General features: G+C 70.9%; 9 protein-coding genes and 1 tRNA gene. 3 read left to right on the forward strand and 7 right to left on the reverse strand.

Annotated elements, in window-relative coordinates; genetic code table 11:
• The first annotated feature begins 404 nt into the window (after window positions 1-404).
• Window positions 405-3,662 carry a serine/threonine-protein kinase gene (locus tag PLE19_19705; protein ID HPD17176.1) on the forward strand — a complete coding sequence of 1,086 codons (3,258 nt, stop codon included), beginning with the start codon at window positions 405-407 and terminating at the stop codon, window positions 3,660-3,662.
• 9 nt (window positions 3,663-3,671) lie between these two features.
• Window positions 3,672-4,238, forward strand: a complete 567-nt coding sequence (locus PLE19_19710) for a hypothetical protein (protein HPD17177.1) — start codon at window positions 3,672-3,674, stop codon at window positions 4,236-4,238.
• 21 nt (window positions 4,239-4,259) lie between these two features.
• Here the strand turns inward: PLE19_19710 and PLE19_19715 are convergent, their stop codons facing one another.
• From PLE19_19715 to PLE19_19735, 5 genes are all read right to left on the reverse strand, one after another.
• The gene (locus tag PLE19_19715) at window positions 4,260-6,899 is read right to left on the reverse strand and encodes a beta-galactosidase (protein HPD17178.1); all 2,640 of its coding nucleotides are present in this window, start codon (window positions 6,897-6,899) and stop codon (window positions 4,260-4,262) included.
• 57 nt (window positions 6,900-6,956) lie between these two features.
• Window positions 6,957-9,218 carry a glycosyltransferase family 39 protein gene (locus PLE19_19720; GenBank protein HPD17179.1) on the reverse strand — a complete coding sequence of 754 codons (2,262 nt, stop codon included), beginning with the start codon at window positions 9,216-9,218 and terminating at the stop codon, window positions 6,957-6,959.
• Between the two features lie 163 nt (window positions 9,219-9,381).
• Complete coding sequence (locus PLE19_19725; protein ID HPD17180.1) at window positions 9,382-10,518, reverse strand: PilT/PilU family type 4a pilus ATPase; 1,137 nt, start codon at window positions 10,516-10,518, stop codon at window positions 9,382-9,384.
• A gap of 123 nt (window positions 10,519-10,641) precedes the next feature.
• The gene (locus PLE19_19730; protein HPD17181.1) at window positions 10,642-12,039 is read right to left on the reverse strand and encodes a 2-isopropylmalate synthase; all 1,398 of its coding nucleotides are present in this window, start codon (window positions 12,037-12,039) and stop codon (window positions 10,642-10,644) included.
• 113 nt (window positions 12,040-12,152) lie between these two features.
• Window positions 12,153-12,226, reverse strand: a tRNA-Gln gene (locus PLE19_19735).
• A gap of 239 nt (window positions 12,227-12,465) precedes the next feature.
• On the opposite strand from PLE19_19735, the gene mtaB reads away from it, so the two are divergent.
• A complete protein-coding gene (gene mtaB, locus PLE19_19740; protein HPD17182.1) occupies window positions 12,466-13,746 on the forward strand; it encodes a tRNA (N(6)-L-threonylcarbamoyladenosine(37)-C(2))-methylthiotransferase MtaB in 1,281 nt (426 codons plus the stop codon).
• 90 nt (window positions 13,747-13,836) lie between these two features.
• On the opposite strand, the gene PLE19_19745 is transcribed toward mtaB, so the two are convergent.
• Together PLE19_19745 and PLE19_19750 are read right to left on the reverse strand one after the other, a co-directional pair.
• Window positions 13,837-14,364: a DUF2148 domain-containing protein gene (locus tag PLE19_19745; protein HPD17183.1), complete on the reverse strand. Its 528-nt coding sequence runs from the start codon at window positions 14,362-14,364 to the stop codon at window positions 13,837-13,839.
• Between the two features lie 104 nt (window positions 14,365-14,468).
• Window positions 14,469-16,178 carry a glutamine--tRNA ligase/YqeY domain fusion protein gene (locus PLE19_19750; protein HPD17184.1) on the reverse strand — a complete coding sequence of 570 codons (1,710 nt, stop codon included), beginning with the start codon at window positions 16,176-16,178 and terminating at the stop codon, window positions 14,469-14,471.
• Window positions 16,179-16,249 lie beyond the last annotated feature (71 nt).

Consider the following 16,249-nt stretch of genomic DNA (forward strand, 5'->3'; position numbering starts at 1 on the left):
GCCCCGCTGGCGCCGGCAACGCAGCCCACGGGGATTCTTGGACAGGCTCCTAGCCTCCCGCGGGTTGGGAACCCGCGGGAGGTTGTCGCGGGGGAGCGCCGCCAAGGTCGGCCGCGGGTTTGGCCGGCATGTGGCGTTTCGGCAACAGATCACCCATACTTGCTCAACCTTGAGGGGGGAGAAAATGAGCAAGTATGGCGGGAATGGCCACGGAAGCCGCCGGATCGCCAAAGCGCCATACTTGCTCATTTGCCGTGGACGAGGCGGGTGAGCAAGTATGGGGGTCGGGCGTGTGGTTCTTCGGACCCGTCGGCGCGGCGGCCTCCTCGGCGGCATGCCCGCGTTGACTCGTCTCAGGGGCTTTCCTATACTGGCGAGGGGAGCAGCGACCGGAGCGGTCCGCCATGCGCGCTGAGGATGATGCCCTCGTTGCCGAACTCGTGCTGCGAAAGGGCTGGCTCGACTCCGCCAGGGTCCGCCGCGCGGTCGAGCTCAGCGAGGCTGCGCGGGCGCTGGACCTCGAGCAGGGACTCCTGCACGTCCTCGTCCAGAAGGGCTTCCTCAGCGAGCAACAGGCGCGGGAGTTGACGGGCGAACTCAGCCTGGAGCACCTCGCCCGCCCCGAGAACTGCCGTGCGATTGCCGGCTACCACGTGCGCGGGCAGCTCGAGGCCTGGGGCCTGGGCGCGGTGCTGGACGCTCAGCAGCTCTCGATGGATCGGCCCGTGGCCCTCAAGGTGCTGGCCCCTGCGCTGACGCGCGATGCAGGGCTGCTCGATCGCTTCCTGCTCGAGGGGCGCACGGCCGGCCAGGTGAGCCACCCCAACGTGGTGGGCGCCATAGACCTCGGGCGCTGCGGGGACTACTGCTACTATGCGACCGAGAAGGTCGAGGGCCAAAGCCTGCGCGTCCTCTTGCGCGGCGGCCCGCTGCCGGTGGGCATGGCGCTGGACCTGGCGCGCCAGGCCGCGCAGGCGCTGGCGCACCTTCACGACCTCGGGCTCACCCACCGCGACGTGCAGCCCGACAATCTGCTGCTCACCGGGGAGGGCGTGGTGCGCCTCCGCAACGTGGGCGCCACGCGGATGCCCGGGGACCCCTCGGTGCAACGGACGGGGATCCCGATCGGCACTCCAGGCTACAGCGCGCCCGAGTTGGCGGCCAACGGAGCGAGGGCGGACATTCGGGCCGATCTCTACTCCCTGGGCGCCACGCTGTACCACGTGGCCACCGGGCAGCGCCCGGGCGACCCCACCAGCGGGGCCGTGCCCCCGCCGTCGGCCCTGCGCCCCGACCTGCCGGGCCCCGTCGGCGAGATGATCTGGCGGCTCATGGCGCTCGACCCTTTGAAGCGATACCCCGACCCGGCCGCGCTCCTGGGCGCCATCGAGGACGCACAGGCCGGCTTGCGCGCCGCCGCCTCGCTGGCGGCCGCAGTGGCCCAGACCCAGCAGGAGCCGCCCGCCGCGGCCGCCTCGCCGCCTGAGATCGCCTCACTGATTCCTGTGCCCCTGCCCCCGGAGGGCACGGAATCCGGAGCCGCCGTCCTGCCGAGCATCGGCCCGCCCGAACAGGTGGGGGCCCCGGCGCCCGCGGGCGCGGTGCGGCGACGGCTGGCACAGGTTGCCTGGGCGTCCGCCTTCGCCGTTCTGGCGGCTGCCCTGGCTGTGGCCGGCGTTTGGGCCATACGGACGAAGCTCGGCGGGCTGGCCAAGGCCCCCAGGCCCGCCGACGCCGACGAGGCCCCGGGCGAGAAGGCGCCACACGCCGAGCCGCCGAAGGAGGCGCCCAGCCCGCCGCCGCCCACGCCACGGGCGACCCGCCCCGAGCCCGAGGCTCCGAGCGCCCTGGTGCGGCTCGCCGAGGAGGCGCTGGCGTTCGACCGCGCCAACCCCGAGAACCACGCCGAGGCGCTCCTGCGCCTGCGGAGGGGCCTGCTCGCCGCCGGGGACTCGCCGCTGGCGCTGAAGCTCCAGGCGCGCCTGCTCGCCCGCCAGCAGGGCTTGAGCGGGCAGGCGAACGGGGCGTACACGGAACTGAGCAACCGGCTGGCGGCCCTGCGCGCCGAGGGGCGATTCGGCGCGGCCCTCCAGGCGTGCCAGGCATTCCCCGAAGCGCTGCGCGCCGGGGCGTGGGGCGACCTGGTTGCCGCGCGGTTCACCGAGTTGCTCGAAGAGGGGGAGAGGCACTACCTGACGCTCGCGGCCAAGGGTGCGCGGGCCTTCCAGGAGGAGCGGCCCGACGAAGCGGTGAACGCCTACAAGGCGATCGCCGACATCGGGCTGCCGTGGCTCCGCCGCGCGGGCGGCGCGCTCGCCGCGGCGGCCTCCGCCTATGCCGAGGAGCAGAAGCAGCGTATGGCCGCGGCGGCAGCGCGGCGCGCCGTTCTCGATCGCCGGCGCGCGCTGGGCGGCCTGGCGAAACACTTCGCCGCGGTCTACGAGGAGATCAAGAAGCGCGATTACGCCAAGGCGCTCGAGGTGTGCCAGGCCGTGCCCGACAGCTTCCGCGAGGGCGACCGCGGCAAGGCGCTGGCGGCCCTCGAGGGGCGCCTGGCCCTCGTGGCCAGGCTGTGGGAGGCCGTTCTCAAGGGCCCCCCGAGCGCCATCGGGCAGGCCTTCTCGCTGCACGGTACCGAGTGGGTGATTGACGGCTTCGCCGGCTCGGGCCTGAACGCGCAACTGGTGCTGCGCAGCTCCGACGCCCGCGACCGCACGCTGCGTCAGCTCATCTGGCGGCTGCCGGGGCAGCAGCTCGCGCGCCTCGCCGAGTGCGCCGTGGCGCGAGAGCCCGCGGGGACCGGCGACCTGAAGGTCGGCCTCCTGTGCCTGTTCGAGGGCGAGGCCGCCCGAGCCAGGCAGAAGCTCCAGGAGGCCGAAGCGGCGGGCCAGGACGTGGCCGCCCACCTCGACGAGCTGGAGGCCGAGACCCTCGTGGCCGGCGCGCTGGCGGCGCATCGCCAGGGCCGCTGGGCCGAGGCCCGCAAGCTGATTGAGACCGCTCTCGATCGCTTCGGCACCACGGCGCCGGCCATCCTCAGCCACCGCGTGCTCTCGAACGCCCTGGGCGACTGCCTCGCCCGGCTCGGGGAACCGAAGGAACCTGCGAGCGCCGCGCCGGCCGAGCTACCCGAGGCCCTCCAGTGGCTGGCCCTGCTGCCCGAGACGCGCCTCGGCCCCCTGGCGCCACCGAACCCGCTCGACGCCGCGTTCGCCTCGCCGCTCCAGCGCAGAAGTCCCGTGCGCCTCGGGCTGGACGGCTGGGGCGACATCACGCTCTCGCTCCGCTGGACATCGGAGCCGGCGGGGGGCCTGGTGCTCGCGGCGCGGGTGGCCGAGCCGCAGCCCGGGCAGTTCCAGTACTACTATGTGGCGGTGGGGGAGGGCCAGATGACGCTCGGACGCAACGACGCCGGCGGAGCGAAGGTACTCGCCTCCAAGCCCTTGCCCGCGGCCTCGGGAGCCGGGGCTCGCCGCCTGGTCTTCAGCCTCGCTGGGGCCAGCCTGTCGGCGGCTCTGGACGACGGGCCGAGCCTGACCGCAGCCGACACGGCCCTGGCGAGCGGGCGCGTGGCGCTGGCCGCTCCGGGCGCGCCGGTGCTCGTGCACGAGCTTCTCGCGCTCCCCACCGCGTCGCGCCGGCCCGCGGCCAAGGAGCGCTGAGGCCCCGGCATGCCGTTCCATTTCACGGACCACATGCGCGCGCTGATGGCCGACATCGCGGCCACGTGCCCGGAACTGCGGCATGTGGACATGTCGCGGGTGGCGGTGACGTTCGCCCAGGCGCGCCACGCGCGCCTGGACGGGGTTTATGCGTGCGTCCGTCCGCTCCGCTTTCCCGACGGCGGGGTGGAGCTTCGGCGGCCCCGCGCCACGTACGCCATGCCGCGCGTGCTCGTGGGGGGACGCGAGATGCTCTACGTGGTGGAGTTCCGCCTTCCGCGTTTCATGGGGTTGCCGTTCGAGGAGAAGGTCGCCACGGTCGTGCACGAGATGTACCACATCAGCCCGAAGTTCGATGGCACCTTGCGGCGGTTCGCCGGCTCGAAGCCGTACCACACGGGGAGCCAGCGGCGCTACGATGCGGCGATGGGGGGAATCGCCCGGGCCTACCTGGCCGCTACGCGGCGGCCGGAGCTCCACGCCTTCCTGCGGCACACGTTCGACTCGCTGGCCGCGGCCCACGGGGGCCTGGTGGGGCTTCGCGTGCGGTGCCTCAATCCGCGGCGAGTCCGGTGAGAGGGCGCGAGGGCGGAGGTGTCACGGGCGCCCCTTGGCTTTGGGGGCCGCGGCAGGCGTCGGCTCGGCGGTGAACTCGAGGGCGAGGGGGAGGTAGGTGTCGTTGCGGTCGAAGCGCACCTCGCACTCGATGGGCTCCTGGCCGCCCTCTTCCAGCAGGACGAGTTCGTTCTGGTCGCGGAGCCATGGGGTGGGCAAGCGGTACCCCAGCCCCGCCTCGGCGCCGGCCTGGCTGTAGAGGCCGGCGAAGCGGCCATTGAGCCAGATGGCCCCATAGCTGACGCCCTTGAGGTGGAGGCGAATAGCCGGATGCACGGCCTGCTTGCGCGGGGCGAACGTGGCGCGGAACCAGCGGACGGGCGCGCCCCTGGGCGCGGGCTTCGCGCCCGGGGCAGGGTCCAGCGGCTTCCAGGCGAAGGACTGGCCTGCGGGCTCGAGGCCCTCGCGCTGGCGCCAGCGGCCGGGCGGCTGGCCGTCGAGGGTGAGGCCGCCCAGGATGCCCCAGGCCGAGGTGGGGGCGAGGGGCACGCCGTACGAGAGGGCGTTGCTGTAGCAGCCCCAGTTCTTGAGGAGGATGGCCAGGACGTTCTCGCCGGCCTTCACGGGCAGGTCGAACTGGGCGGGGTGGGGGAACGCCCGCGGCCCATCCATCAGGCGCTTCGTGGTGCTCTGGCCGATGCACTGGCCGTTGAGGTACACGGTGGCCGCGTCGGCGATGTTCTCGAGCGTGAGCTTGCGGGTGGCGGCCTTGGCGGCCTGGAAGCGGCAGCGGTACCAGCCGTGGCGTCCCTCGCCCAGTGGCAGGGGGCGGAGAGTCTCGTACCAGGCGGCATCGGCGAAATCCGGGCTGGCCTCGGCCAGGTCGTCGGCGGCCTCCCACTTCCGCAGGAACAGCGTCAACGGCTCCATCACTTCGAGGTCGAGTCTCAGATCGATCCGCCGGGCCGTCTCATCGCACTGCACGTCGCCGACGCCCGTGGCCTTGGCCACTCCACGCAGGGGGGCGGTGGGGTAGAAGGTCACGGCTTGGCGCACGCGGCGGGTCGGCAGGCGCAGTTCCACGCTCGTCTTGTCGCCTGTCGTCCACTCGCCGATGCGGGCGGGACCGATGAGGATGCCGGCGCCGTCGAGGACCCAGGTTTGCCCCACCTGGCTCTCCTCCAGGGCGATCACGTGGATGGGCACGTCGGCGTCGAACAGGAAGTCCTTGCGTTCGCCTTTGGCGGCGCACTTCCATCGAAGGGTGAGCTGCTGGGCCTTCTCGTTCCAGGCCAGGGCGTCGGCGCCGGCGCGGGCGGCCGGCGCCTTGGGCGTGCGGAAGACCATCATGGCTTCGGTCTTCTCGGGGGTGTGGACGACGAGGACGCGCTTGTCGGGATAGGGCTGGATCGTGAGCACCTGGGCGGTCGAGAGGGCCAGGGTCGTCTTCGGCGTGAGGGGATAGGCCACGACGACGTGACGCAGCTCGCGCGGGTTGGTGGCGAGGGCCGCTGTTTCGCCGGTCGCGGGGTCGGCCAGGGCGAGCGAGCCTTCGCCATAGCGGCGCTTGAAGAAGAGGAGCGCCGTCTGCCCGTCGGTGCGTCCGTGGGCGACCATGCCGGCGCGCCGGCCCTGGTCGAGGAGCGGATGGGCGCTCAGCGTGGTGGCCTGGGTGAACACGCTCTCGAAGGCTTGTGCGAAGAGGTTGGCCGTTTTGGCCTCGGCGAAGACGGGGCTGAGGCCGCCGCCTTCGAGCAGGCCCGAGGTCGGGGCCTCGTGCCGCGTGGGGAAGCTGGAGGCGGGCAGCCGCGCGAGGTTTGTCCCGGCGGCCCACAGCGAGTGATTGTAGCCGTCCACCCCCTTGGCGAGTCCCTCGACGAGGATATCGCCCAGGCCGTCGAACGCCTTGGTTCGCTCGCCCCAGGCCACGGGGCCGGCGGGCATCAGCTCGGTGGTGGCGAAGAGCATCGTGTCGGTCGTGCGGGCCTGCTGGAAGTCCTTGCACGGATTGAGCTCGGAGAGGACGATCGGCACGCGGAAGCCGCTGTTCTTCACCTCGTCGTAGAGGCGCAGCAGGTAGCGGTCGTCGGGGCCGCGGTAGTGGTCTTCGATCTGTACCAGGGCCACGGGCCCCGCCGGCGCCTGGCGGGCGAGGAGGACAGGGAGGAGCTTCGCCCAGTAGCCGTGGACGGCCCGCAGGTATCGCTCGTCGGCGGCGCGGATGAGGAGCTTGGGGTCGTCGGCGAGCCAGGCGGGCAGGCCGCCGCTCGTCACGCCCGCGTTGACGTAGGGGCCGATGCGCACCAGGGCGAGGAGCTTCAACTCGCGGCAGAGGTCGAGGAAGCGGCCCAGGTCGGCCGCGCCGTCGAGCACCAGCTCCGCGTCCCGGGCGGGCTGGTGCAGGTTCCAGGGCACGGGGGTCTCGATGGCGTTGAAGCCGGCCAGGCGCGTCTGGAGCAGGCGATCGCGCCACTCCTCGGGCGGGAGGCGGAAGTAGTGCACGCCGCCACAGCGCAGGAGCAGGCGGCGCTCGCCGATGAGGAAGCTTTTGGCGTCGAACGACACGTCGCCGCCCGCCGGCGGCTGACGCAGCCCCGCGGTGCCCTCGGCCCAGACCGCCGCCGCGACGAGCCCCCCGGCGAGAGCCAGCCGCCGGGCGAGAGCCGGCCATCCGTTACTCAACGCGGTCCACTCCTTCCTCCCCGCTCCCTGTCACAGTACGAGATCGGCTTCGCAGGATCAAGGCGTTCCTTGCAGGGCGTAGAGGACGAAGTCTGGGCGCGGGTTGCCCTGCCGGTCGGCCCCGAAGACGCCCAGCGAGGCGATGTGATGCTCGCGCGTCATCGCGGCGAAGAGGTTCACATAGGCCTCCAGGGGCACTCCCGGGCGTGGCTCGCCCTGGTAGCGGTAGCCGTAGCTGCCGGCGAGGCGGGCCAGCTCGGGCCAGTTGACATAGATGTGGGTGACGCCGAGCGCGCGGAGCCCGTCGCGAACGCGGCGTGCGGGCTCGCCGGGGGGCCCTGCTTCGAGGATGCGCTCGATGGGGTGACGGTCGAAGACGCTGGCCGCGAGCGCGCGGCGCTCGCAGTAGAAGGTGCGGGTCTCGCCCACGAAGAGCACCAGGGCCTCGTCAGGGAGCCTGTTGATGGCCTCGATCGCCGACTGCGAGTACGTGGCGCCTTCGTTGACCTTCCGCAGGAACGCCTGGGGCGGGTCGCTCAGGCCCACCCACATCACCGGGCCGTGAATGAGCAGCGTGGTTGCCAGCGCATAGGCCAGGCCGCCAGCGACCAGGCCGCGCGCGATGCGGCGGGGCCACACCCGGGGCAAGGCCGCCAGACCGATGCCGCCCAGGAGGGCGATCATGGGAGAGATGGGGTCCAGAAAGCGGTCCAGCCGGTGGGTGAGAACGTACCAGGCCATCAGGCACAGGACGCTATAGGTGGAAAGGATCAATGGTCCGTCGGAGGCGACCAGGAACGCCGGCGCCGTGACCAGGGCGAGGAGCGACACCGAGAGGAACACGTCGCTGGCGGTCTGGAGCGCCGGCGCGCGGCTGAGCGGCTCGGGCGCGAAGCGCTCGGCGGCTGCCCACACCAGGAACACCGAGGCCGCGTAGAAGACGGCACGCGTCGAGCGGCGATCAGCCAGTGCGACCGGCACGAGCGCGAAGAGCAGCAGGACCGGCGAGGCCGGCGGCACCCGGCCCCCCTCCCGCGGCTGGTCGCGCCAGACAGCGTAGCTCCACACGCGGCGGGCCAGGCTGAAGAACCGCAGGTCCGACGCCTGATGGTGGAGGCGGAACTTGGCGTCCTGCTCCGCCGACCAGTTCGAGCTCCCGAACACGCCGTAGAGGAGCGGGTAGGTGGGGTTGCCGGTGTTCACCGCATTGCGGATGAGCCAGGGGCTGGCCGTCGCGACGGCGGCGGCGCTCACCAGCGCGGCCGTGGCGGCGGCCCGTCCGAGCGTCCGCGGCCGCACCACGCCGCCCCCGAGGATGAACAGCCCCAGGGGCGCCAGCACGAAGAGCACGGCGGGGTACTTGCACCCGATGGCCAGGCCCGCCAGGACCCCGCACAGCGCCGCATAGCGCCAGCGCTCGCCCGGCGTCGCGGCCCGCCTCCAGAGCAGGAAGGCGTAGAGCGCCAGGAATCCGTACGCCGTCAGCGGCAGTTCCACGACATAGGAGTTCAGCGTGGCCAACTCAGCAAGCAAGGGCGTCGTGAGCAGGAGCGCCGCGCCCGCGTTGCCGGCCGCGGGAGCCTCCATCCGTCTGCCGCAGGCGGCGAGGGCTCCCGCCGTCAACACCACGAAGCCGGTGAGCACCTGCAAGCCGACCGCCGCGCCCATCAGCGGGCCGCCGACGCAGCTCATCGCCAGCAGGAAGAGCATCTCGGTGTTCTGGGGGAAGTTGGCGTAGACCATGTCGCGCAGGAACGTGACCCTGCCCTCCCGCCACCAGTGCGCGGGCGCGGCGAGGTGGTACTCCAGCGAATCGTAGTCCGCGAACACCGGCACGTTGGCCCGCGTGAGCGCCAGAAGCACGATGGCCACGCCCAGGGCGGCAGCGGCCACGCCCAGGAAGTCCGCCTGCTTCCTCCAGGCATTGAGCGCTCGCGTGCCGCTGGCCAGCGCGCCCCAGAGATCGCGCGCGCCCAGGCACCCCAGCGCCAGCACCAGGCCCCAGCACAACGCGGCCATCAGCCAGGGAGGCTGCCCGCTCGCGGAGCCGATGAGGAACGTGAGGAGCGAGAAGGCGCCCATGCCCAGCGCGCCGCCGAAGACCACGCGTTCGGCGAGGCTCAGGCCCCCGTAGCCGGCGCGCCGGAGCAGCGCCATCCCGGCCCCTGTCGCCACGGCCCAGAGCGCCGTCGCGATCAGCGCCGTCGGCAGACGGAGCAGCCCCGCGATCACGAGAGTCGGCAAGGCATAGAGGCTGGCTTCGAGACGGCCCGCGTCGCCGCACATGGATACCAGGAGGCAGGCCGGGTAAGCCAGCACGGCCGCACACCACACGAGAAAGGGGACCAGGGGGAACGGAAGGGCTGGAGCGTGTGGATTCGAGGGAGACGGGTCGCTCATCCACGGCCCTCTGGGTGCCAGGCCCTGCTCCGACGGCGCGCGGCGGCCGCCGCGCCGGCCGGCGCTATACCGCGTCGGCGGCCTATCCGCCACGCAAGCCGACGCCGGCGAGTGCGCCCTCGCTGACGAACACGCCCTCGAGCATGCCCCTCAAGCCCTGCGGGTTGGGGGAGGTCTCCAGCGCCACCCGCTCGTCAATCCAGCCGTTCTTGATCAACTCGTAGAGCGAGCGGTTGAAGTCGATCATTCCCTCGGCCCGGGACTGCTTGATGACATCGAGGATGCGCACGTCTTCCGCCTGCTCGATCAGCTTGGCGATGGGAGGCGTGACGATCATGATCTCGAGGGCGGGCACGCGCGCGACGCCCGGCTTGATCGAGGGCAACAGCTTCTGGCACACAATGGCCTTGAGGTTGAACTGGAGGCTGAGGCGAATCTGCTTCTGGCGGGCCGACTCGAAGAACTCGAGCAGGCGCGAGAAGGTCTGCGGCACGGTGGAGCTGTGGAGCGTGCCGAACACCAGGTGGCCCGTCTCGGCGGCCGAGAGGCCCGCCTGCACCGTTTCGGTGTCGCGCATTTCGCCCAGCAGGATCACGTCGGGGTCCTGGCGCACCACGTAGCGCAGGGCCTCGTGGAACGACGGCACGTCAATGCCGACCTCGCGCTGGTTGATGGCGCAGCGGCGGTCGGTGTACATGTACTCGATGGGGTCCTCGATGGTGACGATGTGCAGCCGCCGCGTGGTGTTGATGTACTCGATGAGGGCGGCGAGGGTGGTGGACTTGCCGCTGCCGGTGACGCCCGACATGATGACGAAGCCCTGTTCCAGGGCGGCGATCTGCTCCATCACGGAGACCGGGAGGTTGAGTTCCTCGAACGTCGGGATGCGGAAGTTCACGAGTCGGGCGGCCAGGCTCAGGCAGCCGCGCTGGTGATAGGTGTTGATGCGCACGCGGGTCCGCTCGTCCACGCTATAGGCCAGGTCCACGTCGCCCACGTGCTCGAGGGTGCGGATCTGGTCCTCGGTGAGGATGTCGTAGACGAGGCGGCGCACCTGGGCGTCGCTCAGGGGGGGGAGGTCGAGGTTGCGCAGGTCGCCGCGGATGCGGAAGATCGGGGGCGAGCCGGCCTTCAGATGCAGGTCCGAGGCGCCGTACTTGCCCATCAGCCGGAACAGCTTGTGGATTTCCTTCGAGTCGGCCGCGCTGGCGTCCGCCATGGCTGGTCTCCCATGCATCGGCGTCTCGAGGGCATTATACCCCGAGTGGCTGGCAGCGTCAACGCGGGCTTGGGGCCCGCCTGCGCCGCCCGGCGCGGCCTCCGCGCGCCGTCTCGGACGCGGCTATTGCTTCTGACGCCGCCTCTGCATGAATGCCTCGTACTGCTCGGGCAGGTGGAGGCGGATCTGGGCGATCATCTCCTGGTCGGAGACCGTGCTGGTGCGTCCCGCGGCATACTGGTCGGCGACCCAGCGGCAGATCTTGTGGAGCTTGATCTTCGAGAGGCGGTCCTTGCCGTGCAGGTCGAGGAAGTTGTTCACCCAGAGGGCCACGCCGTCGGCGCCCGACTTGTCGGTGATGGCCACGGCGGGGGGCCGCCCGAGAAGGGCCATCGTGTCGAAGATGTTGTAGATGCGCTCGTCGCGCCACAGGCCGTCGGCGTGGATGCCCGCGCGGGTGGTGGCGAAGTGCTTGCCCACGAACGGCGCGTTGTCGGGCAGGGTGTGGCCGATCTCGTGCTCGTAGTAGTTCACGAGGTCGGTAATCGCGTACGTGTCCACGCCGTTGAGCGTGCCCTTGATGGCCACGTATTCGAAGATCGCCCCCTCCAGCGGCGGGTTGCCGGTGCGCTCGCCGATGCCGAACAGGGTGGCGTTCACCGCGTCCACGCCGTAGAGCCAGGCGGTGACGGCGTTGATGTGCACCTTGTGGAAGTCGTTGTGGCCGTGCCATTCGAGGCGGTCGGACGGGATGCCGGCGTCGTGGGTCATGCGGTAGACGAGCTTGGGCACGCTGCGGGGCAGGGCGACGCCGGGGTAGCTGAGGCCGAAGCCCATGGTGTCGCACAGCCGCACCTTGACCTTGAGGTGCTCGGGCAGGCTCTCCGACAGCTCGGCCAGCTTGGTGCAGAACGGCACCACGAAGCCGTCAATGTCGGCCCGCGTCACATCCTCCAGATGGCACCGGGGGCGGATGCCGGCGTCCAGGGCCGCCTTCACCACGCCCAGGTAGTGGTCCAGAATCTGCCGCCGGTCCTTGCGCAGCTTGTAGAAGATGTGGTAGTCCGAGCACGAGGTGAGGATGCCGGTCTCCCGGAGGCCCAGCCTCTCCACGTTCACCAGGTCGCCCACGTCGGCGCGGATCCAGCCTGTGATCTCGGGGAAGCGGGCGCCCACCTCGCGGCACGCCTCCACCGCCGCGCGGTCCTTGTCGGTGTAGAGGAAGAACTCGGTCTGCCGAATCACGCCATTCGGGCCGCTCAGGCGCACCAGGAACTCGAAGAGGCGCCGCGTCTGCTCCACCGTGTAGGGCGGGAGCGACTGCTGGCCGTCGCGGAACGTGGTGTCGGTGATCCGGATGTCGCGCGTCAGGAGTGCCTTGGGGGCGAACTCCACCAGCTCGCCGTCAATCTCCTCGCACACCTTGCTGTCGAAGACGATGCGCGGCGGGAGATCGTAGGGGAACATCTCCTCGAGAAGCCTGGGCTGGGTCACCTCGACCAGTTCGCGCCGGTGGGCCATCGGAACTCCTCATCTCTCTACAGGGACACAATCCCCCAGGCCCGCCGCCTCGGGGCGGGCCACAAGCGGGAACCTCGACACCTGGACACGCCGAGCTGACGGAACGCCCGACCTGGTTGCCCCGCCAGGACTCGAACCTGGAAACCGAGACCCAAATTCTCGTGTGTTACCATTACACTACGGGGCAGCCGCCAGACACATTATGTTAGCAACTGGCGGAGCGAAAGTAAAGGCCAATTCGCGGCCGTCCGCAACGGCAAGGGGGCGCGCGGTTGCCCACCTGGCGTGCCTGGCATCGGCAGCGGCGGAGCCCACTCGGACGCGCCCGCGCTCCGCCCCCCGCGCGCGTCGCCCTTTCCTTCCGCCCGCGTTTCGTGTAGAGTGAACGGGGACGGGAGACGGGTCTCCGCCAGGATCCCACGCCGCATGCTTCGCTGCGCCTTCGTCACGTTCGGCTGCAAGGTCAACCAGTACGACTCCCAGGCCATGCGCGAGACCCTCGCGCAGGTCGGCTGTTCGGAGGTCCCCGCCGCCGCCGAGGCCGACCTCTACGTCGTCAACACCTGTTGCGTCACCGCCGAGAGCCATCGCAAGGGGCTCCAGGCCATCCGCCGCATCGCCCGCGCCCGCCCCGCCGCCCGCATCATCGTCACCGGTTGCAGCGCGGAAACCCACGCCGAGAGGCTCCGGGACCTCCCTGGGGTCGTCTGCGTCGTGGGCAACCAGGGCAAGGCGCGCCTCGCCGACGTCCTGGCCGAGCACGGCCTGTGGCCGAAGCCCGCCGGCGCGGCCGAATGGCCCGCGATCACGCGGTTCGCCGGCCACAGCCGCGCCTTCGTGAAGGTCGAGGACGGTTGCAACGACTTCTGTTCCTACTGCATCGTGCCCCACGTGCGCGGGCGCGTGCGCAGCCGGCCGCCCGACGACGTGGCCGCCGAGGTGGCCCGCCTTGTTGCCAATGGCTACCTCGAGGTTGTCCTCACCGGCATCCACCTCGGCGCCTACGGCCTCGATTGGGGGGACGAGCCGGCCCTCGCATCCCTCGTCCGCCGTGTTCTCGCCACGCCCGGCCTGCGTCGCCTGCGCCTCAGCTCGCTCGAGCTGCGCGAGGTGAGCGGCGAACTCATCGAGCTGGTGGCCGCCTCGCCCAGGCTCTGCCCTCACTTCCACATCCCCCTCCAGAGCGGCGATGACCAGGTGCTCCGGGCGATGAACCGGCGCTACACGGCGGCCGACTTCCTTCGGCGCCTCGACGCCATTCGCTCCCGCATCGCAGAGCCGGCCCTCACCACCGATGTGATTGTCGGCTTCCCCGGCGAGACCGACGAGCAGTTCCGCCAGACCCTCGCGGTGTGCCGCCAGGCCGCGTTCAGCCGCGTGCACATCTTCCCCTATAGCGACCGCCCCGGTACGGCCGCGGCCACGATGCCCGGCAAGCGGCCGCCCGCCGTCCTCCGCGCGCGCCGCGACGAGATGAAGGCCCTGGCCGCCGACCTCATGGCAGCGTACCATCGCCGCTTCGTCGGGCGGACCGTGGAGCCGCTCGTGGAATCCGAACGCGACCCGCGCACCGGCCTGCTCGTCGGTTACACCGAGCGCTACGTCCGCACCCTCTTCCCCGGTCCCGACGCCCTGTGCGGCACGCTCGTCGCCGTCCGCGCCGTGGCCGCCACGGCATCGGGCCTTCGCGCCGAGGCCCCGTCCTGAGCGGAAGCCGCGCCCGGCGCTAGATGGCCGCGGGAGCGCGGATCCGAAAGAGGCTGTGAATGCCAACACCATTCCGGAGCAGGCGGAGGCTCACTTGCGGTCGAAGAAGGGGTTCTTCCCCGTGGCGCTGAGGGGGATGGCGAAGGCGATCTGGACCTCGGGCGGCAGGAGGCCGGCCTCGATGGCGGCCTTGCCGAAGGAGAACATCATCCGGTTGTCGGCGTGGTGGGCTGCGGCGACGGCGGCCGCCGAGGCCATGGCGATGCCGAGGTCGCCGGCGTTGTAGACGCAACGGCCGCCGGCCTTGACGCAGGCCTCGCAGTTCTCGTGACCGCAGAAGCCGCAGTGGGGGATGCCGAGCGGCCCGATCTTGGAGCCGATGAGCACGACCAGGGGCGCGGCGTCGCAACCCGCCGCATCGCGCGCGAAGAAGAGGGCCTTGGCGTCGGCGGCGGCGATGGCGCGCATGCGGAGGGTGACTTTGGTCTTCTCTTCGCCCCGGAAGATGGCGATGTAAAGGTTGTCGAGCCCGCGGGCCTTGGGCGCCGTGCGGGCGGCGAGGCACATCAGATCGGCGACGGTTTCCAGGGCGCGCAACTCAGGCGAATGCTCGGCCATTGGTTTCTCCTTTGGTCAGGTGGCGTGATGCGTGATACGTGAGAGGAAAGGAGGAAGGCCACGCCATCTTCTCTTCTCACGCATCACGCATCACGCATCACGTATCAGGTACTCCCCTTCCTCTGAATCTTCGCCCACTCATCCTTCAACGTCACGCTGCGGTTGAAGACGGGGCGGCCGGGGGCCGAGTCGGGGTCGGCGCAGAAGTAGCCCAGCCGCTCGAACTGGCAGCGGTAGCCCACGGGGGCCGCCGCGAGGCTGGGCTCGAACTGGCAGCCCGTGACCACCTCCAGCGATGCAGGGTTCACGAAGTCCTTGAAATCCGCGCCCTCGGGCAGGGCGCCCATGTCCTCGCGGGTGAACAGGTGGCTGTAGAGGCGCGCCTCGCCGGCGACGGCGTGCGCGGCCGAAACCCAGTGGAGCGTGGCCTTGACCTTGCGGCCGTCGGGCGCGTCGCCGCCGCGCGTGGCGGGGTCGTAGGTGCAGCGGAGTTCGACTACCTCGCCGGTGGCGGGGTCCTTGGCGACGCGCTCGCACCGGATGAAGTAGGCGTAGCGCAGGCGCACCTCGCGGCCGGGGGCGAGGCGGTAGAACTTCGGCGGCGGGGCCTCCATGAAATCCTCGCGCTCGATGTAGAGGACCTTCGAAAAGGGCACTTTGCGGGTGCCGGCAGCGGGGTCTTCAGGGTTGTTGACGGCGTCCAGCTCTTCGGTCTGGCCGTCGGGGTAATTCTCGAGGACGACGCGAAGGGGGCGGAGGACGGCCATCACGCGGGGCGCGACGCGGTTGAGGTGCTCGCGCACGCAGTGTTCGAGGAGGGCGACGTCTACGAGGCTCTCCACCTTGTTGATGCCGATGCGGGTGCAGAACTCGCGGATGGCCTCGGGCGTGTAGCCGCGGCGGCGCAGGCCGGCGAGGGTGGGCAGGCGCGGGTCGTCGAAGCCGCGGACCAGGCCCTCTTTGACCAGTTGGATCAGGAGGCGCTTGCTCATCACCGTGTAGGTGAGGTTGAGGCGCGCGAACTCGATCTGGCGCGGGTGGTAAATGCCCAGCTCGTCGAGGAACCAGTCGTAGAGCGGGCGGTGGTTCTCATAGGCGATGTCGCACAGCGAGTGGGTGATGCCCTCGATCGAGTCCTCGAGGCCGTGCGCCCAGTCGTACATCGGATAGATGCACCACGTGTCGCCGGTGCGGTGGTGGGCGGTGTGGAGGATGCGGTACATGACGGGATCGCGCAGGTTGAGGTTGGGCGAGGCCATGTCGATCTTGGCGCGGAGGGTGCGCGAGCCGTCGGGAAACTCGCCGGCGCGCATGCGGCGGAAGAGGTCGAGGTTCTCGGCGACGGAGCGGTTGCGGTAGGGGCTGTCCTTGCCTGGCTCGGTCAGGGTGCCGCGGTAGGCCGACACCTCGTCGGCGGAGAGGTCGCACACGTAGGCCTTGCCCTTGCGGATGAGGGCCTCGGCCCACTCGTACATCTGGCCGAAGTAGTCGCTGGCGAAACACAGGCGATCGCCCCAGTCGGCGCCCAGCCAGCGCACGTCCTCGATGATCGCGTCCACGAACTCCTGTTCTTCCTTGGTGGGGTTCGTGTCGTCGAAGCGCAGGTTGAACAGCCCGCCGAAGTCCTGGGCCACGCCGTAGTCAATCCACACGGCCTTGGCGTGGCCGATGTGAAGGTAGCCGTTGGGCTCGGGGGGGAAGCGGGTGTGCACGCGGGTGAAGCGCCCGGTGCGCAGGTCCTCTTTCACCGCTTCGCGAATGAAGTCCGACGGGGCATCGCCCGCCGACGGGGTGCTCGGGGCTGGGTCGCTCATCGTGCCGTGCATCCTCGCGGGTTGAGGGGTCGGGTGCTGGGGCCGTGCCCGGATTATAGCATATCTCCCGC

This window comes from Planctomycetota bacterium, from assembly GCA_035384565.1.
Lineage (GTDB): Bacteria > Planctomycetota > PUPC01 > DSUN01 > DSUN01 > DAOOIT01.

Coding starts and splice junctions, on each gene's coding strand:
- PLE19_19705 (HPD17176.1), top strand. CDS start 405: ATGCGCGCTGAGGATGATGCCCTCGTTGCCGAACTCGTGCTGCGAAAG.
- mtaB (HPD17182.1), top strand. CDS start 12,466: ATGCTTCGCTGCGCCTTCGTCACGTTCGGCTGCAAGGTCAACCAGTAC.
- PLE19_19750 (HPD17184.1), bottom strand. CDS start 16,178: ATGAGCGACCCAGCCCCGAGCACCCCGTCGGCGGGCGATGCCCCGTCG.
- PLE19_19710 (HPD17177.1), top strand. CDS start 3,672: ATGCCGTTCCATTTCACGGACCACATGCGCGCGCTGATGGCCGACATC.
- PLE19_19745 (HPD17183.1), bottom strand. CDS start 14,364: ATGGCCGAGCATTCGCCTGAGTTGCGCGCCCTGGAAACCGTCGCCGAT.
- PLE19_19725 (HPD17180.1), bottom strand. CDS start 10,518: ATGGCGGACGCCAGCGCGGCCGACTCGAAGGAAATCCACAAGCTGTTC.
- PLE19_19730 (HPD17181.1), bottom strand. CDS start 12,039: ATGGCCCACCGGCGCGAACTGGTCGAGGTGACCCAGCCCAGGCTTCTC.